Genomic DNA, 24160 nt, shown 5'->3' with positions numbered 1-24160 from the left:
ATTTTCGATAGTTGTTATTTATTTTTCTGATTCATTTTATCAATAATCACCGCCAATAAAATAACGATACCTTTTACTACTTGCTGCCAGAAAGGCGATACATCCAGTAAAACCAATCCGTTGTTTAAAACCCCAATAATTATCGCACCAATCACGGTTCCGGCAACGGTACCCACACCACCTGATAGCGAAGTTCCTCCAATAACCACGGCTGCGATAGAATCCAGTTCGTAACTCATACCGGCATTAGGTTGTGCTGAATTTAGTCTCGAAGTAACTAAAACACCACCCACAGCCGCCATCATTCCGGCAATTCCATAAACAGCCAATTTGATTTTATTAATGCTGATTCCCGATAAAAACGCTGCTTTTTCATTTCCTCCAATGGCATAAATGTAGCGTCCAAAAGTGGTTTTTTTAGTTAAGAAAACGACAATTAAGACCATGAATAAGGAAATCCAAACCGGTACCGGAATTCCTAAAATCCAACCCGAACCAATAAACTCAAATTCAGGACCTAAATTTGAAATGGGAATACCTTCAGTATAAAGCATCGTTAATCCACGGGCAATTGTTAACATCGCCAGTGTTGCCACAAAAGGAGGAATGGCGAATTTGGTAATCACCCAGCCGTTGAATAAACCCAAGGCCATTCCGATAAGTATGGCTGCTAAAATGGCTCCTAAAACGCTAAAGCCTACAAATAAATCCATGGATTCAAAAGAGAGTCCGCTTTTTAATAAACCGGCACATATTGCTGCGGTAAGCCCCAATACTGAACCTACTGAAAGATCGATTCCAGCCATTAAAACTACCAATGTCATTCCGACAGAAATACAAACATTAACAGAGATTTGTCTCAATACATTCCAAAGGTTAGTGCTTGTCATGAATTTATCAGACAACAAACTGATAAATAAACATAAAAGAAACAGCGCAATTAAGGATTGCGATTTTTTGATAATAGGGTGGTTTAAGGAAATAGTCATAATTATTCAGGTAAGGCTGATTTTAATAATTTATCTTCATTGGCTTCTGCGGCTAAATAGGAAGCTTTAATCTTCCCTTCGGCCATTACTAAAATTCTGTCCGAAAGCGCTAGTATTTCGGGAATTTCAGAAGAAACTAAAATGATACTCATTTGGTTGGTTGCGAGCTCTTTTATTAGATTGTAAATTTCGTTTTTGGCATTGATATCAATTCCACGCGTAGGCTCATCCATCATTAAAATCTGAGGATTGGTTGCGAGCCATTTGGCTAAAACTACTTTTTGCTGATTTCCACCACTTAAATTTTGGCACAATTGCATTTCAGATGGTGTCTTGATGCGTAATTTTTCGATATAATCTTTCGAAGATGCCTTGTCTTTTGACGGATTCAAAAGTCCAAACGTAGGCAGATTAGTCAGGCTGATATTAGACGAAATATCCATGCCTAAAACCAATCCTTCGGTTTTACGATCTTCGGTTACAAAAGCCAATCCGTTACCAATTGCATCTTTTGGCTTTTTGTGGAAAGTGCTTTTTTCGTCAATTTCCAGATTATATTCGCTGTTTACAGGGTGCATTCCGAATATAGTTTCCAAAAGCTCTGTTCTTCCGGCTCCCATCAAACCAAAGATTCCCAGAATTTCTCCCTTTTTTAATTCGAAAGAAATATCGTGAAGGAGCTTTCTTTTTTTATTACTGGGATGAATCAGGTTTAGGTTTTCTACTTTTAGAATGGTGTTTTGAAATTGATTTTCGGTATTTTTTTTCTCGATAAACACATCACGGCCTACCATTTTCCGAATTAATTCCTGCTCGGTGGTGTTTTTCATTTCCCCGGCATCAATGCTGTTTCCGTCTCTCAAAACGGTATAGTTTTCAGCAATTTTGAATAATTCATCCATTTTATGGGAAATGTAAACAATGGTTTTGCCTTCCGCTTTTAGCTCATAAATAATGCGGTGTAAGTTGTCTATTTCTTTGTCGCTCAAGGCAGAAGTAGGTTCGTCCATCAAAATAACATCGGCATTACAAAGAAGTGCTTTTGCAATTTCGACTAATTGTTGTTCGCCTACTTTTAGTTGTTGAACCAAAGTTTTCGGACTAACGTTCAATTGAATTTTTTCAAAAATGCGCTTGGCTTCCGCTTCCATTTTTGAGGAATCTAAAAGTCCAAGGGAAGTCACCATTTCTCTTCCCAGAAATAAATTTTCGGTTACACTAAGCTCCGGAATTAAATTTAATTCCTGATGAATAATGGCAATTCCCGCATTTTGAGCTTCTTTAATATTCGAAAACGTAACGGTTTCACCATTTAATTGAATCTCACCATCGTATTGGGTGTAAACGCCTGTCAAAATTTTCAATAAGGTCGATTTTCCCGCACCGTTTTCTCCCAATATGGCATTGACTTTGGCAGGATAAAATTTAAAATTTACCTGATTCAGTGCTTTTACGCCCGGGAATTCTTTGGATATGTTAATTGCTTCTAACAATTTACTGAAGTTTAATTTGTGATGGAATAATTAAAAGATCGGTAAACAAAGTTTGTTTTTTACTTAGTTTGATGGCTCCTGAAAATGAAACACTATCGCCAATTTGTACCTTTTTAATTTCTTTTGGGATGACTTCATTTCGAACAATATCATTCAACGATTCTGACACTTTGTTAAATTGTGCATTGGTTTTAAAATCAGTCAGTTTTACTAAACCCGAAGCATCTCGCAACGCATTTCCGAAAATGTATTTGGTGTCAATGTAAACGACACCGTTTTTTTCGTCGGCTATTGTGTAAATTCCGTCTTTGATATCAATGATTTTTCCGGTGCTTTGAATCATAAAATAAGCCGAATTTCCTATTCCAAGGCGGTTTCCGTATTTTTTGAAAGCAGCTTCCTGATTGGTTTTTACTGAAGAAATCAAATTGGTTAAAGCAATCGTTTTTTTACTTTTCAAAATACCTTTGTAGTAAATCGAATCGGCGTAAGCTTTAAAATCGAAATTTTCCTTTTTGGCATTTTTTACATCACTCAGTTTTTTGAAATAAACCGAATTGTATCCTAAAATGGCGATTATTACGAAAGCTAAAATATATACATACTTTTTTCTCATCTTTAGTAGTCTTTAATGTTTGCTGCATTTACTAATTCGACTTCTACAGGAACCCTTTGAGGAAACACTTTTCTTCCTTTAAAATACTCATCGGCATATTGGGCAGCTGTTTGAGCCATCACTTTAGGAAATTGCATGCCTGTAGCTATAATTTTCTTTTCCCGAATTTTTTCAATGACATCACCAGCACCATCAAATCCAAAAATTTTGACTTTAGTTTCTTTTCCTGCCGCTTGTAAGGCTTGAAAAGCACCCATTGCCATCGCATCATTACCACAAAAAACACCGTCAATATCAGGATTAGCCTGTAGGATTGTTTCTAAAACTTCCATGGCTTTATTTCGATCGAAGTCGCCACTTTGTTGGGCTACCATTTTTAAATTAGGGAATTTATCCACCACCGAATGGAATCCTCCTGAGCGCGCCCAGGTGTTATTGTCGCCTACTAAACCTAAGATTTCTACATACTTTCCTTTTTCTTTTAATTCTTTTACAAATTCGATTCCGATAGAAACACAACCGGAGTAGTTGTCCGAAAGAATCTGGCTTGTAGCTGCATCATCGGCATTTACTTCTCTATCCATGCAAAACACAGGAATTCCAGCTGTTTTAGCTTTTAAAATATTCGAAATAGAACCGTCAGAATCGGTTGGATTTAAAAGTATGGCATCATAACCCGAAGAGATGAGGTTTTCAAAATTATCCGATTCGATAGCAGGGTTGTTTTGTGAATCAAATATTTTGGCCTCATATCCTAATTTTTTGGCGTTTTCAGCAGCTGATTCCGCCAGCATCACAAACCAGGGATTGTTCAGGGTAGAAACCACAACTGCAATTTTAGGCTTTTCAGACTTCTCTTTCGAGGAACATCCAAAAACTAAAACCAATGTTAGCAGCATTAAGGAAAGGTGTTTTATCTTCATAGGTTGATTGTATTTAAAGCAGTATTTTTTAATCCGTCGGCTGAAATACCATAATGATTGAAAATTTCGATTTGCGAACCTGAAACGGTATGATCATCAGGTAATCCTACGATTTTGAATTTATTAGAGCATCCGTTTTGGAATAATAAAGAAGCCACAGCTTCGCCTAATCCGCCATTGATGGAGTGTTCTTCAACGGTAATAATGGCTTTTCCATTTGAGGCTGAAGCCAATAATAATTTGGTATCCAAAGGTTTAATGGTGTGTAAACTGATTATTTTGCAAGAAATGTTATGTTCTTTTTCCAATAGTTTAGCTGCTTCAACACAGGGAAGTACCGCTTCACCAGTAGCAATAAAAGTCAAATCGTTTCCTTCCTGAATAACACGTCCTTTACCAATTTTAAAATCAGTATTTGAGTTTGTTGCTAAATTAGCAGGCATTGTTTTTTTACCAAAACGCAGGTAAATAGGGCTGGTCATTTCGGCAGCTTGTTTGATGGCTTCGGCAGTTTCAAAATTATCTGCAGGCGCTACAATGATAATGTTATTGATGGCTCTCAGCACCGCATAATCGTGTAAACTATGGTGTGTGGTTCCTAATGCTCCATAACTTACTCCGGCACTAATACCTATTAGTTTCACAGGATTGTCTGAATAAGCCACGTCATTTTTAATTTGTTCCAATGCTCGTGCCGTAAGAAAACAGGCTGGAGAAACGGCAAATGCTTTCTTGCCCATACTGGCTAATCCTGTGGCTACACCTACTAAGTTTTGTTCGGCAATACCCACTTCAACAATTTGTTCGGGATATTTTTGTCCAAAAGGGACTAATTTTCCTGAACCACGAGAATCACTCGTAACCACCATAATATCTCTATCGGTTGCGGCTAATGACTGAAGAACTTCAGAAAAAACTTCGAGGTTAGCGGCGTCAATTGTTTTTATTTCTTCCATTATTTTGAGACAGTTTCAAGTTCTTGTAATTGTTTGTCTAACTCTTCTATAGCCAAATCGTATTGTTCTTTTGAAGGAACGCCATGATGCCATTTCAATACATTTTCCATGTAGCTGATTCCTTTTCCTTTGATGGTATGTGCTATGATAAAGGTTGGTTTTCCTTTTTCTAACGGAAGTCCTCTTAGTGTTTGGGAAAGTTTTTCAATGTTGTGACCATCCACATGTTTTACTGCCCAACCAAAGGCTTCTAATTTTTGATCAATAGGTTCTAAGCCCATCACATCTTCATTAGCAGCTGTGATTTGAAGTTTGTTGTAATCCAAAATAGCACATAGATTATCCAGTTTATAATGAGCAGCAAACATCATCGCTTCCCAATTAGAACCTTCGGCCATTTCTCCGTCCCCTAAAATGGTAAAAACTTTTGTAGGCGAGTTGTCTTTTTTGGCAGCCAAAGCAGCTCCGGCACAAATAGGCAAACCGTGACCTAATCCACCGGTATTTTGTTCAATACCGGGAATAGATTTGGTTGGGTGTCCTATATAAGGCGATTTGTATTGGCACATAGTCAACAAGTCTTCTTCAGGAAAAAAACCTTTGTCAGCTAAAACAACGTACAATGCTTCCACACAATGTCCTTTACTCTGGATAAATCGGTCTCTGGTGTTAGAATCGAAATTCTCAGGGGAAACGTTCATTACATCATTGTACAATACATTCAGAATGTCTAAAATAGAAAGGCTTCCACCGGTGTGACCTGCCTTGGCATTGAAGATGTATTTGAGTATTTTTTTTCTACTCTCAATGGATTTTCGTTTTAAATTTTCGATGTGCATCTTGATTCTTTTAGTGTTTGTAAACTTCCCAGCCCATGTAATTTCCTAAGGCTTCTTCTAAGATGGCTGCTGTTTTTGAAGCATTCATCACCACGTGGTGTTCAAATCCGTTTTTACAAACGTATTGCATTAGTCCTTGCAAGTCAGGAATTTGTGCAACGGCTCTGTTTCCAAAAGTTTCTAAGGTATCGTTTGTCAATTCGCCTTCGCCAATGTAAACCTTAATGATTCCTTTAGGATCATCCGTACTGATTCGACCATAAGTAAGCGGCATAGCAGGTGTTCTTCCGTCTAAGGCTCCATAAGTGTTTTCTACACCTACAGTTGTTCCTAAGATAGGAGCGGTGCCCATTTGAATGTCCGGCAGGAATGATTTTGCCCAGTTTCCACAGTGGAATAAAACACATTTTTCAGGATCATCAGCATAGTTGTTATTCCAGTCTACCAATGCACTTGGAGAACCCGAAGCCAACTGCATTGCATACATACTCAAGGTTCCTGTAACGTCAACTTCACAGGCACTTGGAAGCATGTTTTCACTCATGATACTCATGCTGGTACACACGTTACAACCGTAATTTTGTTGTAATGAAGTCCAACATTGGATAGCAGTGGCGTCTAAGGCGTATTCTTCCATGAAATCTTTCAACACCACATCTAATTTTGCAATTTGAAGCATTGCTTCGTTAGGTGTTTTTCCCTGGGCAACATAGGCGTTTATGGATTCCAAATGTTTTTTTACAGCTGGATCCTCAGCGGTTAATTTATTGGCTTTACCTAAAATTTCAGATAAATCTACAGTAGTAACCGTGATGCCGTTTCTTTGTAATATTTTTTCAGAATAACGCACGGTATTAAAAGCACCCGGTCTTGCACCGATAGCTCCAATACGCACATTGCGCATTCCTTTTACGACTCTACAAACAGCAGTAAAGTCTAATAAATCTTTTTGGAAAATAGGATCCGACGGACTCATTACGTGCTGAGATGTCAACGAGTATTTGATACCGTATTGGTATAAGTTGTTGCAAACCGAGATTTTTCCACACCAGGAATCACGTCTGTTTACCACATTCATTTTTGTCAACTCATCAGGGTAAGCCTGGATTAAAACAGGAACATTTAAGTTGGCTAATTTTAAAGTGTCAGCAACTCCTTTTTCATCACCAAAATTAGGTAGCAATACCAAGACTCCCATAATTTCATCCTGGTGTTTTTTGAATAATTCAGCACATTTTTGTGCTTCTTTATAGGTTTCTACACCGCCTAGTTTAGTATCTGTACTGTCTAATAAAATAGGTTTGATGTTTAATTTAGCAAATATTTCAATGATTTCAAATCTTGCTTTTTCTACTAAACTGTCCGGGAAAAAATCTCTGTTTCCTATGATTACTCCTAATGTTGATGTTGCCATTTTCTTTGCTTTTTTTATGTTTTTTTGTGTTTTGTCTTTTATGCTACGATAACTTCAATTTCGTTATCTCTAAATACTTCTTTGTGTTTTTCTTCAATTCCATTATCGGTAATGATATAATCAATTAAGGATAAGGCGCCTAAACTGGCTAAAGCACTTTTACCAATTTTGGTGCTATCGGCCACTAAATAGGTCACTTCTGCAGCGTCAATCATCGCTTTTTTTACCACTAAATCACTAATACTAGGATAGGTAAGTCCTGATTTTAGTGAGATTCCCGCAGTGGCTAAAAATAGTTTTTGAACGTTTAAGCCTTTGAAGAAATCGGCGGCTTTTTGACCGGTTAACGATAAAGTAGGTGGTTTGAATTCGCCTCCTGTCATAATAACTTCTATATCCTGTTCAGTACCAAGTAATAAGGCAATGTTCAAGGCGTTAGTAATGACTGTTAAGTTTTTGAATCCTTTTAGTTTTTTTGCGATTTCAGTGGTTGTAGAACCGGAATCCAGAATGATAGTGTCTCCATTTTCGATAAATTCGAGACATTTTTGGGCAATAGCCGATTTTAATTCTAAGTTTTCCTGACGAATCAGCGAAAAGCTTCTTACCTGATCAGCAACGTTTTTTATACTCGCTCCTCCGTGTTCTTTGATGATAAGATCTTCGCTTTCCAGTTTTTCAAGGTCTTGACGAATAGTGACTTCGGTTACTTTGAATAAGCGCGCTAAATCGATAACTTTTGCAAATCCATCTTCTTTTAAAAGATCTAAAATTTTCTCCCTGCGTTGATTTGGCAACATAATTTGTTTTCTTTTTGTATTAGTGTTAAAACAAATATAAAAGAAAATAAACGAAAGAAAAAGAAAATAAACGATAATTTTAATTGAATGAACTAAATTTTAAGAAGTCATTTGATTATTCGAAAAAAGAAATGCTTTTTATTGATGTATCGTTATCCAATAAAAAGGAATGAACAGTTGGCTCCTACAGAGCTAAAAAAGAAAAACAACATCGATTGCTACAAACAGAAAGTCCCGATGGGACTTTGACCAACTACGCCAGAAGTGAAATGTTTGTAGAAATAATTAGCATTGCTAAAGTAAGCTCCATAGGAGCGAGCTGTTTCAAGGTGTTGTTATGAATAGAAAAACATTTAAAATTAAGTCAATGCCTAAATTAATTGTAGCAAGTATTAGCTGCAGTATTTTTTAGTCAAGGTTGTGCCAATAATGTTCGCAACCATTTTTACATTCTGTGTTTCTTCTTTCAGTGTCTGTTATTTTAAAAATCCAAACTAGTGAAATTATTGTTTTTTCTCTTTCGCTTTTTGGAAGTTCAACTAATTTATTAAGTGCAATTTTTGGAGGATAGGTTTGTAGAATTGCAATTGTAGTATATGTTGATTTTAAAGGAATTGTACTTATGGCGTTTTGATAAGTTTCTGAATTATAATCTGTTTTATTTGGGATAGAGTTAAATATATAGTCTCTTAAAGTTGCAAAAAGTTCGTCAAAATTAAATGCTTTGTCTTCCAGTAATAACTTTACTCCAAGATTAAAATCTATTTTATCTTGTGAAATTTTATTGATTGCTTTTTCTGTTAGAGTCATTAGTAGATTACAAAAATGTCATCAATTAATTTACCTTCGGAATTATATAATAAAGTATAATTGCCTATTTCAATACTTTTATTAATTATTGGAGTTTGAAAAGAATGCGAATTAATTTCGGTTAGTTTATATTTTAGGTTTTTAGGGTTAATAGATATGTTTTTGCTATTTATATCTATTTCGTCAGAAGCATTACTATAAAGCAAATATTCAAAAGACTTCTGTATTTTATCTTCGATTTTATGAATTCTAATAAATTGATTTATTTCTTCTTCGATCATAATATTCCGTAACGTTTTAGCGCTTGGCAAGGTTGAGGAAATAATAGCAGAGTATTTTCGGCTAAACGAATATATAAATAAAAACGATAAATCCAATAAAGCCCCAATATTGCCAAACGGCTGTTAGAGCCGGTTGTTGTTTTTCTTTTGACTTTTCTATATAAATATCCTTATCCTTTCTGTGGTAAATAAAATTCTACTTTTTCACATTTCGGACAAATGTATAAATCGAATTTTTCTCTGTTAACAAAGGCTTCAAATAAATTTCCAAAAAAACCAATCTTTGCACCTTCGTGAAATTTGTATTCCCCTGAAAATATTAAAGGAATTTTACATCTTAAACATTCTATTTTTCTGCTTATTCTTGTAGTTTCTTTGAATTCAATGACCTTGTTTTCAATCATACTATAATTACAATTCCAGCATAAATCCCAATTATCTTCAATTTCTGATTTGCAGTTTGGACAAGTTTTCATATTTTTTTAAATTATTCTGTATGTTATTTTGGTATTATTTCTTTACAATTGGCTCTAACTAATATATAGTCACTACAAAGTAGCAACAATCTACCCAAATCGGCTTGATTATAGCCATTAATTGCCTGATTCCTAACAAATATAGAAATAATATTTTTATTACAAAATACAGAAAAGACTATAACTGAGAAGGATTTCTAATTGTATAGAAAAGAGAATAAGAAAATAAAGAAAACCTTAAATCATCTTTTTAAGTTGGGCGATATTTTTAAGGGTAATCTTTTTACCTTTTAATTCGATTAAACCTAATTTATTAAAATCAGATAATAAACGAATACAGCTTTCGGTAGCGGTACCAATCATGCTGGCGAGTTCGTCACGGGTTAATTGAATTTTTAGGCTGCCATCTTCATTTTTGCCAAAAGTATCCTGAAGATAAAGTAGGGTTTCGGCAAGGCGTTCTTTTACGGTTTTTTGAGCCATATTCACCATTTGGCTGTCGGCTTCTTTAAGATCGCCGCAAATGGTTCTCATGACATTCATAGAAAACTGATTGTTTTTGTCGAAGAATCCCATGATTTCACTTTTCGGGATAAAACATACTTGCATGTCTTCGAGCGCTACGGCACTAAGGTTTACAGGCTCGTCACTAATCATCGAGCGTTGTCCTAAAAGTTCTCCTTTAGTAACCAGTTTTACAATATGATCTTTGCCATTTGGGCTTAATTTGGTCAATTTACAAACACCATCTTTTACGCAAAAGATACCGTTTACATTTTCACCTTCTTCAAAAATGATTTCGCCCTTTTTTACTAAACGAGACGTCTTACACTCGGCAAGTTTTACTAATTCGTCCTTGTTTAGCGCTTTCAAAGAGCTGAATTCTCTAACGATACATTGTTCGCATTTACTCATTTTAGAAAAGGTTTAATTGTATTGTAAAATTAATCATTTCTATGATATATATCATATTTTACTCAATATTCATTCAAGAGCTTTGTATCAGGTAAAATGAGCAAAGTTATGGACACACAAAACTGTTTCCATTGTGGTTTAGATATTGTAGCGGAAGCTGAAATTATTTTTGACGAAAAAACATTTTGTTGCGCCGGTTGTAAAACGGTTTACGAAATTTTTAGTCTCAATGATTTGACTTCTTATTATGATTTCGAAAAATCACCTGGAGCAACTCCGCAGGATATAAAAGGTAAATATGATTTTTTAGAAAACGAAAGCATCGTTTCAAAATTATTGGAATTTCAGGAGGAAACCACTGCTATTGTTTCACTTAGCATTCCTCATATACATTGTAGCTCTTGTATTTGGATTCTGGAAAATTTACAGCGTCTTCAGGAAGGAATAAATGTTTCTCAGGTTAATTTCCCTGATAAAAAAGTACGGATTAATTATAATCCGCAAATAGTTTCCCTTAGTAAAATTGCGTATTTGCTGAGTTCTATTGGCTATGAACCGTATATCAGTTTAGAAAATTACGAATCAGGAACGCAAAACGTTGACAGAAGTTTAACCTATAAATTAGGGGTTGCTTTCTTTTGTTTTGGGAATATTATGCTGCTTTCTTTTCCGGAATATTTTGAGGTTAAGGAATTTTGGCTGGACAATTACAAACCGTTTTTCAGGTGGTTAATTTTTGCGCTGTCATTGCCATCCTTTTTGTATTCGGCAAGTGGCTATTATGTTTCGGCTTATAAAAGTATTAAATCCAGAATGCTCAATATTGATATTCCTATTGCTTTGGGAATTATCATCTTTTTTATTCGAAGCACCGTAGATATCGTTATGGATTACGGTTCGGGTTTTTTTGACAGCCTGACAGGTTTGGTTTTCTTTATGCTTTTGGGCAAAATGTTTCAAATAAAAACCTATAGTTTTCTGAGTTTCGAAAGAGATTTTAAATCCTATTTTCCGGTTGCTGTTACCCGAATAAACACCGATGCTTCCGAAGAAAGTGTGGCTGTTTATGATATTAAAAAAGGCGACCGATTACTCATAAGAAACCAGGAGTTGATTCCGGTTGACGGAATTTTGATAAGCGAAACCGCAGCAATTGATTACAGTTTTGTAACGGGTGAATTTATTCCGATAAACAAGAATTCAGGCGATAAAGTTTTTGCCGGAGGAAAACAAATTGGTAAAGTAATCGAAATGGAAGTGCTGTTTTCGGTTTCCCAAAGTTATTTGACCCAATTGTGGAGTAATGATGTGTTTCAGAAAAATGTGGAGCAAAAACACAAAAGCATTACCGACAGTATTTCCCGTTATTTCACACCTATATTATTGTTAATTGCTTTTGCGGGATTTGGCTATTGGATTTTTAAAGATGTCAATACGGCTTTTAATGTCTTCACTGCGGTATTAATCGTGGCTTGTCCCTGCGCTTTGGCTTTGACAGCGCCTTTTACTTTAGGGAATGTATTGCGAATTGTAGGCAAGCAAAAGTTTTATCTCAAAAATGCTTTGGTAATCGAACAATTGGCAAAAGTGGATACGATTGTTTTTGATAAAACCGGAACGATAACTACCAATAAAAAATCGAATATTTCGTATGAAGGAAAGCCGCTGTCTGAGACAAATTTGATTCGGATAAAATCAGTGCTTCGTGGGTCTAATCATCCTTTAAGCCGGATGCTATATGACTTTTTACCCGATATGGGAAGAGTAAACATCAGTGATTTTGAAGAAATTACCGGAAAAGGAATTCAGTCCAAAGTGGTAGAGAGTTTTGTCAGGATTGGTTCGGCTGCGTTTACGGGGAAAACAGAGGAAAATACGGCGTTGCAAACTTCGGTTCACATTCAGATGAACGATGAATATTATGGAAAATATGTTTTCAAAAATCAATATCGTGAAGGATTAGAGGAACTTTTTAAAAGTTTGGATAGCCATTATCAAATAAAAGTCTTGTCAGGTGATAATGCGGGAGAAAAAGCCGCTTTAGAACAACTTTTGCCTAAAAGCACTGAGCTTGTTTTTAATCAAAAACCGGAACAGAAACTGGAATTTATCAAGCAATTACAGGATTCAGGAAAAAATGTGATGATGGTAGGTGATGGACTGAATGATGCCGGAGCTTTGGCTCAGAGCAATGTAGGGATTTCGATTTCTGAAAATGTGAATGTTTTTTCACCTGCCTGCGATGCTATTTTAGAGGCGACTCAGTTTCAAAAACTGCATTATTTCCTGAAACTTTCCAAGAAAGCTATGTTAGTGATAAAGATGAGTTTTGGCTTGTCCTTACTCTATAATGTGGTGGGGCTAACTTTTGCAATTACAGGCAATTTGCAACCCTTAATTGCGGCTATTATCATGCCTTTAAGCACTGTTACCATTGTGAGTTTTGTAACGGTGATGAGTAATTATTATGCGAGGAAGTTAGAAGTTAGGAGTTAGAAGAGGGAAGTTGGGAGTAGGGTAATTATACGACTTTCCCTCCTTTGGAGGGGGATCCAGCGGGCGGGGTGGTCTATTTTGAAATAACACGGTATTAAAATTCAAAGCATGATAAATGTCATAGTATGCCCGAAACAGGGAGTCTAATTTTGGGGTATAAATTTTTAAGGTATGAGTGTCATCTATTTATTAATCACCATTAGCATATTCGTTGCCGTGGGCTTTTTTGTCGCTTTTGTTATTGCGGTAAAAAGTGGGCAGTATGACGACGATTATACTCCTTCGGTCAGAATGCTTTTTGACGATGAAATTTCGAAAAACAGAACTCAGAATTCAGAAGGCAAAGAACAGAATGCAGAAGTCTAAAAAGGGACAGAAGCAATAATTTTTAAATCATTTTAATTTTAATATATGGAAATGCAGCAGTTTTATTACGACAACAAAATTGTTAAGAAGTTTATTTATGCTACCATTGTTTTTGGGGTAGTCGGCATGGCGGTCGGGCTTTTATTGGCAATCTTATTTTTATTCCCTAACCTGACTGATGGGGTTTCCTGGTTGAGTTTTGGTCGATTAAGACCTTTGCATACCAATGCTGTTATTTTTGCTTTTGTTGGTAATGCCATGTTTGCGGGGATTTATTATTCTTTGCAACGATTGTTAAAAGCAAGGATGTACAGTGATTTTTTGAGTAATCTTAATTTTTGGGGATGGCAATTGATTATTGTTGCGGCGGCAATTTCTTTGCCTTTAGGATACAGTACCTCTAAAGAATATGCCGAATTAGAATGGCCTATAGATATTGCTATTGCTTTGATTTGGGTAGTTTTTGGTATCAATATGATTGGGACTATTTTAAAAAGAAGAGAGCGTCATTTGTATGTTGCCATTTGGTTTTACCTGGCCACTTTTGTTACGGTAGCGGTGTTGCATATCTTTAATAGTTTGGCTTTACCGGTTTCGGCTTTAAAAAGTTACTCTGTTTACGCAGGAGTTCAGGATGCTTTGGTGCAATGGTGGTATGGTCACAATGCGGTGGCTTTTTTCCTGACTACGCCTTTCTTAGGATTGATGTATTATTATATTCCTAAAGCGGCTAATCGTCCGGTTTATTCTTACAGATTGTCTATTGTTCACTTTTGGTCATTAATTTTTTTATATATCTGGGCTGGACCTCACCATTTATTGTATTCTGCTTTACCTACCTGGGCACAGAATTTAGGAGTTGTTTTCTCAGTAATGTTGATTGCGCCGTCTTGGGGAGGAATGATAAACGGATTGTTGACTTTGCGTGGAGCCTGGGACAAAGTGCGTACCGAACCCGTTTTGAAATTCTTTGTAGTGGCTATTACAGGTTATGGAATGGCAACTTTTGAAGGGCCAATGTTATCACTTAAAAATGTAAATGCTATTGCGCATTTCACCGATTGGATTATTGCTCACGTACACGTAGGGGCTTTGGCCTGGAACGGATTTATGGCTTTTGGTGTTATTTATTGGTTAGTTCCAAGAATGTCAAAAGGGCCTTTGTACTCTCTTAAATTAGCCAATGTTCACTTTTGGATAGGGACTTTAGGAATCATCCTTTATACTTTACCAATGTATGTTGCCGGTTTTCTACAAGCCTCTATGTGGAAACAATTTAATCCTGATGGAACTTTGACTTATGGAAACTTTTTGGAAACGGTAACTCAGATTATTCCAATGTATTGGATGCGTGCCGTAGGAGGGACTTTATACATTACAGGGATGTTTGTGTTAGTTTATAATATTTATAAAACGGTAAAAGCAAACGATGTAATTGAAGACGAATTAGCTGAAGCTCCTGAATTGCAAAAAATCAGCAGCAGAAGAGTACAGGGAGAAAAATTCCACCCTTGGTTAGAAAGAAAACCAATTCAGTTGACTATTCTGGCTACTGTAGCTATTTTGATTGGAGGGATTATCCAAATCGTTCCTACGATTATGGTAAAATCAAATATCCCAACTATTACAAGTGTAAAACCATATACTCCATTAGAATTGGAAGGGCGTGATTTGTATATCCGAGAAGGCTGTGTGGGCTGTCATTCTCAAATGGTGCGTCCGTTTAGAAGTGAGGTAGAACGTTACGGACCACAATCTAAAGCAGGGGAATTTGTATACGATCATCCATTCCTTTGGGGATCTAAACGTACAGGACCTGATTTGTTAAGAGTAGGTGGAAAATACAATGACAACTGGCATTTTAATCACTTGTGGTCTCCACAAAGTACTTCTGCGGGTTCTATTATGCCAGGATACAAATGGTTATTTGACAATAAAGAAATGGATGTTTCTGATATCGAAGGCAAGATGGAAACAATGAGAACACTTGGCGTTCCTTATAGCGATACTGATATTGCCAATGCTCAAAAAGCAATTAAAGAGCAATCTCAGGAAATTGAAAACAGTCTGCATGCCGATCCTGATTTTGTAAAAAGTTATGAAGACAGTAAAAAGAAAGCAGTAGCCAGAGGTGAAAAATTTGTTCCAATGCAGAATAGGGAAATTGTTGCCTTAATTGCTTACATCCAAAGATTAGGAACCGATATTAAAGTGAAAGAATAGTTTTTGAGGTACTGAGTTTCTAAGTAGCTAAGTAAGCTAAAAACTTAGGAACTTAGTCACTCAGCATCTTAGAACCTTAAAATGAAAAAATATGTTTGAACAAATAAAACACAATATGGAAACTATCGCGGGAGTAGCGATATATCCGATACTATCGTTATTGATTTTCTTTTTCTTCTTTGTAGGATTAGCTTTTTGGGTTTTCTCCTATAAAAAAGAAAAAATTAAGGAGTTGAGCCAGATTCCCTTTGAAAGATAGTTTATAGTATAATTTCAAAATAATTAAAATGAAAAAACTAATTCCAGTATATGTTAGAGTGCCCGTGATTTTCTTCATCATTTTTGGTGCAATGGAATATTTTATTGACTCAGGTGATCGGGCTGCATTTATAAAATATCCTATGGTGGATCTTATTTTATTGGTGATTTTATTGCTAATAATTGCAGTAGAAATGATTGTAAGCGCCGTAGATGCTATTGTTTACCAAATATTACCAGAGGAAGAAAAAGCAAAATTAGCTGCCGAAGAAAATTTGAAATTTAAAGAGTCAGAATGGTTTAAAAATTTGATGAGCAAGTTAACCCGAACAGTGCCAATTGAAAATGAGGCTAGTTTATTGTTAAACCACGATTATGATGGCATCAAAGAATTAGACAATAATTTGCCGCCTTGGTGGGTGTATTCTTTTTACGCTTGTATTTTATTTGCCGGGATATATCTAGTGCGTTTTGAAATTCTGGGTGCTGATAATCAGGAAATGGAATTGAAAAAAGAATTGGCTCAAGCCAAAGTAGAAGTGGCCGAATACATGAAAAATGCCCCTGATTTAATGGATGAAAAAACGGTAACACAGCTTACTGAAGCTGCTGATTTAGCTATTGGGAAAGAAATTTTCACGACTAATTGTGCTGCTTGTCACAGAGCCGATGCAGGTGGACAAATTGGACCCAACCTGACAGACGATCACTGGATTCTTGGTGGTGGAATTAAAAATGTCTTTCATACCATTACTAATGGAGGTCGTGATGGAAAAGGGATGGTTTCCTGGAAAACTAATGGAATGAAACCTAGAGATATTCAAAAAGTGGCGAGTTATGTACTCTCTCTTAGAGGTAGTAACCCGAAAGATCCAAAAGCACCCGACGGTGAAATTTGGGTAGAAGATGTTCCAGTTGCTGAAGTGAAATAAATGTTTTTTGCCACGGATTAAAAGAATTTTCACAGATTTTATTTATTGTTGATTCTTAATAATTTGTGGTGTAGAAAAATAATCTGTACTAATCTGTGTAATCTGTGGCAAAATAATTTGAGACAGTTTAAAATTATAAACACCAAACAAAATGTCAAAAATAACCAACGAAGCTTTTAGTCCCGATAGCTATCGGGATACCATTGGAACAATTGACAAAGAAGGAAAAAGGAAATTTATTTATCCTAAAAAACCTTCGGGCAAATTTTACAGTTATAGAAAAGGATTGAGTTATTTTCTATTATTGATTCTAATTGCCAATCCGTTTATAAAAGTAAATGGCAATCAGTTCATGATGTTCAACATCCTGGAACGCCGTTTTAATATTTTTGGTTTTCCATTTTGGCCTCAGGATTTTTATCTCGTTGTGCTTTCTATGCTTATTGGGGTGGTGTTTGTAATCTTATTTACGGTAATATTTGGGCGTATATTTTGTGGTTGGATTTGTCCGCAAACCATATTCCTGGAAATGGTTTTCAGAAGAATCGAATATTGGATAGAAGGAGACAGAGGTGCCCAAATTCGACTAGCAAAACAAGAATGGAATGGCGAAAAAATCAGGAAAAAAGGATTAAAATGGACATTGTTTTTGATTATTTCTTTTGGCATAGCCAATGTGTTTTTGGCTTATCTGATAGGAAGTGATGCGTTGATTGAAATGATTGAAGATAGTCCGCTGAATCATTTAAAAACCTTGATTTCCTTATTGATTTTTACGGGGATATTCTATTTTATTTTTGTTTGGTTTAGAGAGCAGGTTTGTATCATTGCCTGTCCTTACGGAAGGTTGCAAGGCGTTCTTTTAGATAATAAGTCTATAAATGTGGCTTATGATTTTGTTCGTGGCGAAAAAGAAGCAGGACGAGCTAAATTCAATAAAAAAGTAGACAGGGATTCAAGCGGAAAAGGCGATTGTATTGATTGCCGACAATGTGTGAATGTATGTCCTACGGGAATTGACATTCGTAACGGAACCCAACTGGAATGCGTGAATTGCACGGCTTGTATTGATGAATGCGATTCGATAATGGAAAGTGTCGGATTTCCGAAAGGCTTGATTCGCTATGCTTCTGAAGATGAAATAGAGAAAAAAGCCCCTTTCAAATTCACCGCAAGAATGAAAGGTTACAGCGCTATTTTAATCATTTTGATAGGAATGCTAATTGGTTTATTGTTTTTGCGTACCGATGTGGAAGCACTTATTTTAAGATTACCGGGGCAGTTGTATCAGCATAAAGGAGAAAATATAAGTAATGTGTTTACCTATAAAATTATCAATAAGACTAATGACGATTTCAATGCGATTCATTTTAAACTCGATGGTATAAAAGGGACGTTAAAATTGGTTGGAAACCAAATCTTAAAAGTGCCCAAACAAGGCATGAGTAGCGGAACCTTATTTGTTGAAATCAATCAGTATTTATTGGAAAATGATAAAACAAAATTAAAAATTGAAGTGTACAACGGCAATAAAAAAATTGAAACCACCGCAACCAGTTTTTTAAGTCCGAGAACATTTGATTGATAAATAACGGAAGTTTTACTTCGAAAAGATAAGATTATGAAAATTAATTGGGGAACAGGATTAGTAATTGCCATAGCGTTGTTTATGAGTTTTATATTGTATTTTGTAATTAAAGTACAATCCAATTCAAAATACGATAATGAGCTGGTGGTGGAAGAATATTACAAACACGACGCCCGTTTTCAGGAAGAAATGGAACGCGTTCAAAACGCACATGATTTAAAGCAAAAACCAATTATTAACTATACTAGCCAAGGAATTACAATTGTTTTTCCCGAATCGTTTACTTTAAACCAAATTACAGGAACAGTGTCCCTTTACCGACCGTCTAACAAAAAATTAGATTTCGATACTCCGATTTCGTTGTCTAATCCAACTTTGCTCATACCTAAATCAAAATTGGTAGGCGGTCAATGGGACATTAATATGGAATGGCAATACGCCGGAAAAAAGTATTTGACTAAAGAACCTATTTATATACAGTAATTTGAGTTGTGAGTTATGGGTTATGAGTTAAGTGTATATTTCATAGCCCCCAACTCCCTGCTTCCAACTTCAAAAAAATGCTTTATACAGCTTTACTATTCGGACTCATAAGTAGCTTTCACTGCATCGGAATGTGCGGGGCTATTGCTATGATGCTGCCAGTGGATAGGAGCAATCCTGCAAAGAAAGTAACCCAAATTATTACCTATCATTTGGGACGAATAACAGCCTATGCTACAATTGGTTTTGTTTTTGGTTTGCTGGGCAAAGGTTTTTTTATGGCAGGAATGCAGCAAAAATTGTCGATTATTATAGGAATATTGATGATTATAGCGATTGTAATTCCCGAAAAAGAATTCGCAAAGTATAATTTTTCAAAGCCTGTTTTTAGGTTAATTTCAAGAGTAAAACAAGTTTTAGGAAGCCAGTTTAAAAAGAAATCCTATCAATCGCTTTTCACCATCGGGTTGTTGAATGGGTTCTTGCCATGCGGAATGGTATATGTAGCCTTATTTGGAGCCATTGCCATGCAGAGTAGCGGTTTAGGATTTTTATATATGGTTTTATTCGGTTTAGGAACCGTTCCGTTGATGAGTACTGTGGTGTATATCAATTCTTTTTTGACCGTTCCGGTGAGAAATAAAATTCAACAAGTGATACCTTATGTGGTGGTTTTAATAGGAGTGTTGTTTATCCTTAGAGGATTAGGATTAGGAATTCCTTATGTTTCACCTGCCACAATGAGTTTATTTGTTCAGGCAAATCCTAATTGTCATTAGGAGATTTTGATTTTAAATAGTTTTTAATGTAAAAATCTGTTTAACAATTTGTGAAACAGATTTTTTATGGTTTTATAATTTTGAATAGGTTGTGTAATAGTTTACCGTTGTTAGTAACATAATTATTTATGTCCAACTTTTGATTTAATAAATTTTAATTGTTCTAAAGTTAACTTTGTTTTGTCAATAAAATTCCCCGTTTTTTTAGTATGATATAAAATAAGAAATTTATTTATTTCCTTTTGTTTAATAATATGTGACCACAAATATTCTGCTTTACATGTTTGTCCTTCAACAGCTATTCCATTTTCCGTAAAAGTATATTTAATATCATTACTGAAACTTTCGTTTGAAATAAATTGTCTGACTGATAATACTGTAATTAATGATGGAGAAAGAAGAAGAAATAAACACATAAATATTTCAAAAGATGGCGTGTCTGTGTAGAAATTTATAATTTTTAAATAATGAAGTAGAAATGTTATAATATAATATATTCCAAGAATTGCACATACTATAAAAACTGGTTTTTTATGAAGTCCAACAAACATAATTTTAGCATATTCTTTTGTTGTCATTCGTGATTTTATAGTAAAGTTTTCCATTTCGATTGAAGCCTTTAAATTTGTTTTTAATTAGTTAAAGTATGTATTAAAAATGTCAAACTTTATTTTAATTCAAATATATCGTTTTTTTTCTTACAAATTGTTTGGAACTTTGGAATGTAAATTTCAAAAAATAACTTTATCGAGAATTTGTGGCTTTCGTGTGAAGGATTACTTCATTAATTTTATAGGAGTTCAGCGAACACACCACGAAAAAATCCGAGTTGTGGGGACAAATCGGATTTTCTAAAAGCTTTGACAAGCTTTGCATGAAAATAATATTATACCGTCATCGAAAACAAAGCAGTTTCAGGGGCTTTTCGTTTTAGGTGTAAATCAAATGCCATACAGATATTTCTAACATAGGCTTTACCTTTATCAGTAACTTGGATTCCATTTTCTTTGATAATGAGTATACCGTCTTTTTCCATTTCTCGCAATTGTTCTAGAACTTCTGGGATTTCTTTGAAATAAGTAGTGGTTTTGTCCCAGCGGGTTTCAAATTGACACATCAGGTTAAGGATGTGTTTCCTGATGATAAGATCTTCTTCGGTCAATAAATGTCCTCTGAAAACAGGCAGTTTGTCCCATTCTAAAACTTGGTAATAATCGTCCAAGTTTTTCTCATTTTGGGCAAAACTGTACCAGCTATCGCCAATTGATGAAACGCCTAAACCGATCATCAGTTTGGTTTTAGAGGAACTGTATCCCATAAAATTGCGATGCAATTGACCTTTTCTGAAAGACTGATACAAGCTATCGGTTTTTAAGGCAAAATGATCCATTCCTATTTCGTGGTAGCCGTTTTTTTGTAATAATTCTTTGCCTACCTGGTACAATATCCTTTTTTCATTGTCTTTAGGAATGTCTTCGTCTTTAAAACCGCGTTGTCCGTTTCCTTTTATCCAGGGTACATGAGCATAGCTGTAAAATGCCAATCGGTCGGGTTGTAAGGATTTTGTTTTTTCAATCGTATCGACTACATCTTCGATTTTTTGGAAAGGAAGACCAAAAATAATGTCGTGACCAATAGAAGTATAGCCGATTTCCCTAGCCCAAAAAGTCACTTTGGCTACATTGTGAAAAGGCTGCTCGCGATGAATGGCTTTTTGCACTTTTTCAGAATAATCCTGAACGCCAAAACTCACTCTTCTAAAATCTAAGTCGTAGAGTTTTTGTAAATGGGCGTGTGTAGTATTGTTAGGATGCCCTTCAAAACTAAATTCGTGATTCTCGGCTTTCACAGCATAAGCAAAGATACCATTGATTAAATCTTCTAAATTTTGAGTCGAAAAAAAAGTAGGTGTCCCTCCGCCCAAATGGATTTCTTTGATGATTGGTTTTTCATCAAGAAGATTGCAGTACAAGCGCCATTCTTTTAAAACTGCCTGAATATATGGGGATTCTACGTTGTGATTTTTGGTAATTCGTTTGTTGCAACCACAAAAAGTACAGAGGCTTTCACAGAATGGAAGATGAATATATAAACTGATTCCTTCTTCAGTATTGCTTTCTATAAATGTTTTTTTGAAAGATGAAATCCAATCTTCGTATGAAAAATCAGCTTCATTCCAGTATGGAACAGTAGGGTAGCTGGTGTATCTGGGACCAGGTACATTGTATTTTTGAATCAAAGAATTTTTCATGATAGTCTAATTTTAATCATTCAAAAGTAAATCGATTTGAAACCAATTGAAATGATATTTATCATGATTGTGGAAGATAGAAGTTAGAAGTGGGGAGTAGTCAAACATTGTATGATAAAAAAAACAGCGATTCTCAGTTTGAAAATCGCTGTTTTTTTTATCTAGCTTCTGGTGTCTGTTTTTTTACTTCTAACTTCCCACCTCTAACTTCTAACTTTTCCTGTTATTCTTGATTTAGATTTCTAAGTTGTTTTAGTTTTTCTTTCCAGGTGTCAAGGCTTTCTTTGTGAATAGCGATGTTTTTTCGAACTTCTAAAACAATAGAATTCTCTTTTTTAGCGTTTTTGGTATTGGTGAAAAACTGAATGTTATTTTCTAATTGGAAAATTTCGTTTTGTACTTCTTCGATTTTACGAATAATAAAAATCTTTTCGTTTTCTATTTTTCTGTTATCGCCACCTTCAGAAAGATTTTCTATTTTGTTAGTAAAACGCATCATATCAGAATCTTTTTTGCTCAGACTCAATTTGTCAAAAAGGGCATCTAATATTTTATTGAATTTGCCTTCGATATGTCTTCTGGTAAATGGTACTTTTCCAAAGCTTTTCCAGGTTTCAATATGCTGTTTTATGGCATCTAAATCGGTTTTGTGATCTCCTGTTAATTGAAATTCCTTTAAAGATTCCAGATAAGCTTTCTTTTTGTCAAAAGCTTCCATTTCTCCGGCATTTTCTTCACTTTTTTGCTCTTTTAATCGATCAAAATAATGATTGCAGGCTTCTTTAAATTCGGCCCAAACTTTATCAGAATATTTTCGGGGTACATGACCTATTTTTTTCCAATCTTCCTGAATTTGTTTCATGATTGGGGTAGTAGCAGCAAAATCTTCACTTTCTTTTAGTTCATTTGCTTTAGCTACTAAGGCATTTTTTTTAGTCAGATTTTCATTTTGTTCTTTCTTGATGTCTTTGTAAAAAGAGTTTTTGAAAGAATTAAAATTTCTGACGGCAGTTTTAAAAGCTGCCCAGGTTGCTTCGTTAACATCGGAAGGAACTTTTCCGGTGGAGAAAAAAGCCTCTCTTAAAGCTTCCACTTTTTCTATTTGAACGAGCCATTGTGAATGTGCATTGACTTTGATAGTAGCTAATTCTTCAATTTGGGCAATAATAGCATTCTTTTTTTCCAGATTTTCATGCTCAGTTCCTCTGATTTTTTCGAATAGAATCTCGCGTTTGTCGTGCATTTTTTTAGTCAAATCACTAAATTGATTCCAAATTTCATCGCGATGTTCTCTGGAAACAGGACCTATTTCTTCTTTCCAGATACGGTGTAAATCCTGTAATTCTCTAAACGCTTTATTGATATCCTGCTCCTGAAGTAATTCTTCTACACGTGCAATTATTTTTTGTTTTTGCTCTAAATTGTGTTTGAAATCTAAATCTCTGGCTTCACGATCTAAATGTAAATAATCGTAAAAATTCTCTACATGAAAATGATAGTTGTTCCAAACGTGGTTGTATTTGTCTTTTGGAATAGCACCTGCATTTTTCCAACGTTCTCTTAATTCGTTGAAATGTTTTAGGGTATCCTTAATGTTTTCATTTGGATTAATAAGCTCTTTTAGTTCTTCAACTATCGCTAGTCGGACTTCTAAATTGGTTTTTAGATTGTTTTGTAAGCTTTTAAAATGCGTATTTTTATTGTCTTTGTATAAATTGTAAAACTGATCAAATATTGCTTTTAAAGGAAAATGATACTGAAATTCTTCGGTGCTGTCCGGGTTTTCAGCATGGAATTCTTCTTTTTTCTCTTCGATGAAGTGGTTGTATTTAGACAGAAAAGCTTTTTTGATTTCTTCGATATGATCTCTTATAGACATCACTTTTTCATTCGTAACCAGTTTTTGCAGTTCTTTGACTAATGCTTCCATCGATAAAGTGTCGTAATCAAGCATCGGAATCTCGTGACGGGCTTTTAAGGTTTCGTCTTCATTTTCTTCTGCGTTTGATGCTTCAATTTCGTTCAAAGCTTGTTGCTTTTTACAAATTTCAGTAGCTTCATCCACCTCTGCGGAGGTTTGATTTATATCCATTTCAGGATTAGTTGTAGCCTGATCATTCGCTTGAATATCAGTGGCTAAATTTCCTCCGTCTGTCTCTTGCTGTGCTTGAGGCAGGTTATCATTCGTTTCTTCTAACATTTTTTTAAATGTTTAAGGGTTGTTAAAGTTGGTTAATTTGATGTGAAAGATACTAAAGGTCTGTTGAAAAAC

Annotated in this window: 24 protein-coding genes; 9 read left to right on the top strand and 15 right to left on the bottom strand. The window is 35.2% G+C overall.

The annotated features are described in order from the left end of the window. Positions 1-14 precede the first annotated feature (14 nt). The 8 genes from EOD40_RS08730 to EOD40_RS08695 are packed head-to-tail and all read right to left on the bottom strand — an operon-like array spanning position 15 to position 8030. Positions 15-989: an ABC transporter permease gene (locus tag EOD40_RS08730; protein ID WP_071185843.1), complete on the bottom strand. Its 975-nt coding sequence runs from the start codon at positions 987-989 to the stop codon at positions 15-17. A gap of 2 nt (positions 990-991) precedes the next feature. Beyond that, the gene (locus EOD40_RS08725) at positions 992-2482 is read right to left on the bottom strand and encodes a sugar ABC transporter ATP-binding protein (protein ID WP_128194659.1); all 1491 of its coding nucleotides are present in this window, start codon (positions 2480-2482) and stop codon (positions 992-994) included. Position 2483: 1 nt separating this feature from the next. Then, positions 2484-3098 carry a DUF2291 domain-containing protein gene (locus EOD40_RS08720; protein WP_128194658.1) on the bottom strand — a complete coding sequence of 205 codons (615 nt, stop codon included), beginning with the start codon at positions 3096-3098 and terminating at the stop codon, positions 2484-2486. 2 nt (positions 3099-3100) lie between these two features. Then, a complete protein-coding gene (locus EOD40_RS08715) occupies positions 3101-4021 on the bottom strand; it encodes a D-ribose ABC transporter substrate-binding protein (RefSeq protein WP_128194656.1) in 921 nt (306 codons plus the stop codon). Continuing rightward, a complete protein-coding gene (locus EOD40_RS08710; protein WP_128194654.1) occupies positions 4018-4977 on the bottom strand; it encodes a transketolase family protein in 960 nt (319 codons plus the stop codon). The genes EOD40_RS08715 and EOD40_RS08710 overlap by 4 nt, the downstream gene beginning before the upstream one ends. Next, complete coding sequence (locus EOD40_RS08705; protein ID WP_128194653.1) at positions 4977-5816, bottom strand: transketolase; 840 nt, start codon at positions 5814-5816, stop codon at positions 4977-4979. The genes EOD40_RS08710 and EOD40_RS08705 overlap by 1 nt, the downstream gene beginning before the upstream one ends. A gap of 10 nt (positions 5817-5826) precedes the next feature. Further along, positions 5827-7230: an L-fucose/L-arabinose isomerase family protein gene (locus EOD40_RS08700; RefSeq protein WP_128194651.1), complete on the bottom strand. Its 1404-nt coding sequence runs from the start codon at positions 7228-7230 to the stop codon at positions 5827-5829. Positions 7231-7268: 38 nt separating this feature from the next. After that, complete coding sequence (locus EOD40_RS08695; RefSeq protein ID WP_071185836.1) at positions 7269-8030, bottom strand: DeoR/GlpR family DNA-binding transcription regulator; 762 nt, start codon at positions 8028-8030, stop codon at positions 7269-7271. 215 nt (positions 8031-8245) lie between these two features. On the opposite strand from EOD40_RS08695, the gene EOD40_RS18285 reads away from it, so the two are divergent. After that, on the top strand, positions 8246-8371 hold the full coding sequence (locus EOD40_RS18285; protein ID WP_262707531.1) for a hypothetical protein: 126 nt from the start codon (positions 8246-8248) through the stop codon (positions 8369-8371). 67 nt (positions 8372-8438) lie between these two features. On the opposite strand, the gene EOD40_RS08690 is transcribed toward EOD40_RS18285, so the two are convergent. The 4 genes from EOD40_RS08690 to EOD40_RS08675 form a co-directional block, all read right to left on the bottom strand. Next, positions 8439-8840, bottom strand: a complete 402-nt coding sequence (locus tag EOD40_RS08690; protein WP_128194650.1) for a DUF5958 family protein — start codon at positions 8838-8840, stop codon at positions 8439-8441. Then, positions 8840-9121, bottom strand: a complete 282-nt coding sequence (locus EOD40_RS08685; RefSeq protein WP_128194648.1) for a hypothetical protein — start codon at positions 9119-9121, stop codon at positions 8840-8842. Before EOD40_RS08685 ends, EOD40_RS08690 begins: the two co-directional genes overlap by 1 nt. A gap of 170 nt (positions 9122-9291) precedes the next feature. Continuing rightward, a complete protein-coding gene (locus EOD40_RS08680; RefSeq protein WP_128194646.1) occupies positions 9292-9597 on the bottom strand; it encodes a hypothetical protein in 306 nt (101 codons plus the stop codon). Positions 9598-9834: 237 nt separating this feature from the next. Beyond that, the gene (locus EOD40_RS08675) at positions 9835-10512 is read right to left on the bottom strand and encodes a Crp/Fnr family transcriptional regulator (protein WP_128194644.1); all 678 of its coding nucleotides are present in this window, start codon (positions 10510-10512) and stop codon (positions 9835-9837) included. 108 nt (positions 10513-10620) lie between these two features. Between EOD40_RS08675 and EOD40_RS08670 the strand changes: the two genes are divergently transcribed. The 8 genes from EOD40_RS08670 to EOD40_RS08635 all read left to right on the top strand — a co-directional run bounded on the left by EOD40_RS08670 (position 10621) and on the right by EOD40_RS08635 (position 19637). Beyond that, the gene (locus EOD40_RS08670) at positions 10621-13008 is read left to right on the top strand and encodes a heavy metal translocating P-type ATPase (protein ID WP_128194642.1); all 2388 of its coding nucleotides are present in this window, start codon (positions 10621-10623) and stop codon (positions 13006-13008) included. Positions 13009-13179: 171 nt separating this feature from the next. Then, positions 13180-13374: a cbb3-type cytochrome oxidase assembly protein CcoS gene (gene ccoS / locus EOD40_RS08665; protein ID WP_128194640.1), complete on the top strand. Its 195-nt coding sequence runs from the start codon at positions 13180-13182 to the stop codon at positions 13372-13374. Positions 13375-13419: 45 nt separating this feature from the next. Continuing rightward, positions 13420-15597, top strand: a complete 2178-nt coding sequence (ccoN, locus tag EOD40_RS08660; protein WP_128194639.1) for a cytochrome-c oxidase, cbb3-type subunit I — start codon at positions 13420-13422, stop codon at positions 15595-15597. Positions 15598-15688: 91 nt separating this feature from the next. After that, positions 15689-15856 (top strand): CcoQ/FixQ family Cbb3-type cytochrome c oxidase assembly chaperone, encoded by a 168-nt coding sequence (locus EOD40_RS08655; RefSeq protein WP_128194637.1) that lies wholly within the window; start codon positions 15689-15691, stop codon positions 15854-15856. Positions 15857-15884: 28 nt separating this feature from the next. Next, entirely contained in the window at positions 15885-16787 is a 903-nt protein-coding gene (locus EOD40_RS08650; protein WP_128194635.1) for a cbb3-type cytochrome c oxidase N-terminal domain-containing protein, read from the top strand. Positions 16788-16938: 151 nt separating this feature from the next. Beyond that, positions 16939-18372: a cytochrome c oxidase accessory protein CcoG gene (ccoG, locus tag EOD40_RS08645; RefSeq protein WP_128194633.1), complete on the top strand. Its 1434-nt coding sequence runs from the start codon at positions 16939-16941 to the stop codon at positions 18370-18372. Between the two features lie 36 nt (positions 18373-18408). Continuing rightward, the gene (locus EOD40_RS08640) at positions 18409-18858 is read left to right on the top strand and encodes a FixH family protein (RefSeq protein WP_128194631.1); all 450 of its coding nucleotides are present in this window, start codon (positions 18409-18411) and stop codon (positions 18856-18858) included. Between the two features lie 77 nt (positions 18859-18935). Further along, positions 18936-19637, top strand: coding sequence for a sulfite exporter TauE/SafE family protein (locus EOD40_RS08635; RefSeq protein WP_128194629.1), 702 nt, complete (start codon positions 18936-18938; stop codon positions 19635-19637). Between the two features lie 122 nt (positions 19638-19759). Here the strand turns inward: EOD40_RS08635 and EOD40_RS08630 are convergent, their stop codons facing one another. From EOD40_RS08630 to EOD40_RS08620, 3 genes are all read right to left on the bottom strand, one after another. Beyond that, positions 19760-20215, bottom strand: coding sequence for a YcxB family protein (locus tag EOD40_RS08630; protein ID WP_196781425.1), 456 nt, complete (start codon positions 20213-20215; stop codon positions 19760-19762). A 308-nt stretch (positions 20216-20523) separates the two neighbouring features. After that, positions 20524-21888: an oxygen-independent coproporphyrinogen III oxidase gene (hemN, locus tag EOD40_RS08625; RefSeq protein ID WP_128194626.1), complete on the bottom strand. Its 1365-nt coding sequence runs from the start codon at positions 21886-21888 to the stop codon at positions 20524-20526. Positions 21889-22111: 223 nt separating this feature from the next. Beyond that, positions 22112-24088 (bottom strand): DUF349 domain-containing protein, encoded by a 1977-nt coding sequence (locus EOD40_RS08620; protein ID WP_128194624.1) that lies wholly within the window; start codon positions 24086-24088, stop codon positions 22112-22114. Positions 24089-24160: the final 72 nt, after the last annotated feature.

It is taken from the genome of Flavobacterium sufflavum, assembly GCF_004016525.1.
Lineage (GTDB): Bacteria > Bacteroidota > Bacteroidia > Flavobacteriales > Flavobacteriaceae > Flavobacterium > Flavobacterium sufflavum.
Note: the sequence above shows the minus strand (reverse complement) of the source record. Positions and strands in the feature narration are given on the sequence as shown.

Coding starts and splice junctions, on each gene's coding strand:
- EOD40_RS08655 (WP_128194637.1), top strand. CDS start 15,689: ATGTTTGAACAAATAAAACACAATATGGAAACTATCGCGGGAGTAGCG.
- EOD40_RS08685 (WP_128194648.1), bottom strand. CDS start 9,121: ATGATCGAAGAAGAAATAAATCAATTTATTAGAATTCATAAAATCGAA.
- EOD40_RS08730 (WP_071185843.1), bottom strand. CDS start 989: ATGACTATTTCCTTAAACCACCCTATTATCAAAAAATCGCAATCCTTA.
- hemN (WP_128194626.1), bottom strand. CDS start 21,888: ATGAAAAATTCTTTGATTCAAAAATACAATGTACCTGGTCCCAGATAC.
- ccoN (WP_128194639.1), top strand. CDS start 13,420: ATGGAAATGCAGCAGTTTTATTACGACAACAAAATTGTTAAGAAGTTT.
- EOD40_RS08630 (WP_196781425.1), bottom strand. CDS start 20,215: ATGACAACAAAAGAATATGCTAAAATTATGTTTGTTGGACTTCATAAA.
- EOD40_RS08715 (WP_128194656.1), bottom strand. CDS start 4,021: ATGAAGATAAAACACCTTTCCTTAATGCTGCTAACATTGGTTTTAGTT.
- ccoS (WP_128194640.1), top strand. CDS start 13,180: ATGAGTGTCATCTATTTATTAATCACCATTAGCATATTCGTTGCCGTG.
- EOD40_RS08675 (WP_128194644.1), bottom strand. CDS start 10,512: ATGAGTAAATGCGAACAATGTATCGTTAGAGAATTCAGCTCTTTGAAA.
- ccoG (WP_128194633.1), top strand. CDS start 16,939: ATGTCAAAAATAACCAACGAAGCTTTTAGTCCCGATAGCTATCGGGAT.
- EOD40_RS08635 (WP_128194629.1), top strand. CDS start 18,936: ATGCTTTATACAGCTTTACTATTCGGACTCATAAGTAGCTTTCACTGC.
- EOD40_RS08640 (WP_128194631.1), top strand. CDS start 18,409: ATGAAAATTAATTGGGGAACAGGATTAGTAATTGCCATAGCGTTGTTT.
- EOD40_RS08650 (WP_128194635.1), top strand. CDS start 15,885: ATGAAAAAACTAATTCCAGTATATGTTAGAGTGCCCGTGATTTTCTTC.
- EOD40_RS08670 (WP_128194642.1), top strand. CDS start 10,621: ATGGACACACAAAACTGTTTCCATTGTGGTTTAGATATTGTAGCGGAA.
- EOD40_RS08705 (WP_128194653.1), bottom strand. CDS start 5,816: ATGCACATCGAAAATTTAAAACGAAAATCCATTGAGAGTAGAAAAAAA.
- EOD40_RS08700 (WP_128194651.1), bottom strand. CDS start 7,230: ATGGCAACATCAACATTAGGAGTAATCATAGGAAACAGAGATTTTTTC.
- EOD40_RS08695 (WP_071185836.1), bottom strand. CDS start 8,030: ATGTTGCCAAATCAACGCAGGGAGAAAATTTTAGATCTTTTAAAAGAA.
- EOD40_RS08710 (WP_128194654.1), bottom strand. CDS start 4,977: ATGGAAGAAATAAAAACAATTGACGCCGCTAACCTCGAAGTTTTTTCT.
- EOD40_RS08720 (WP_128194658.1), bottom strand. CDS start 3,098: ATGAGAAAAAAGTATGTATATATTTTAGCTTTCGTAATAATCGCCATT.
- EOD40_RS08690 (WP_128194650.1), bottom strand. CDS start 8,840: ATGACTCTAACAGAAAAAGCAATCAATAAAATTTCACAAGATAAAATA.
- EOD40_RS08620 (WP_128194624.1), bottom strand. CDS start 24,088: ATGTTAGAAGAAACGAATGATAACCTGCCTCAAGCACAGCAAGAGACA.
- EOD40_RS08680 (WP_128194646.1), bottom strand. CDS start 9,597: ATGAAAACTTGTCCAAACTGCAAATCAGAAATTGAAGATAATTGGGAT.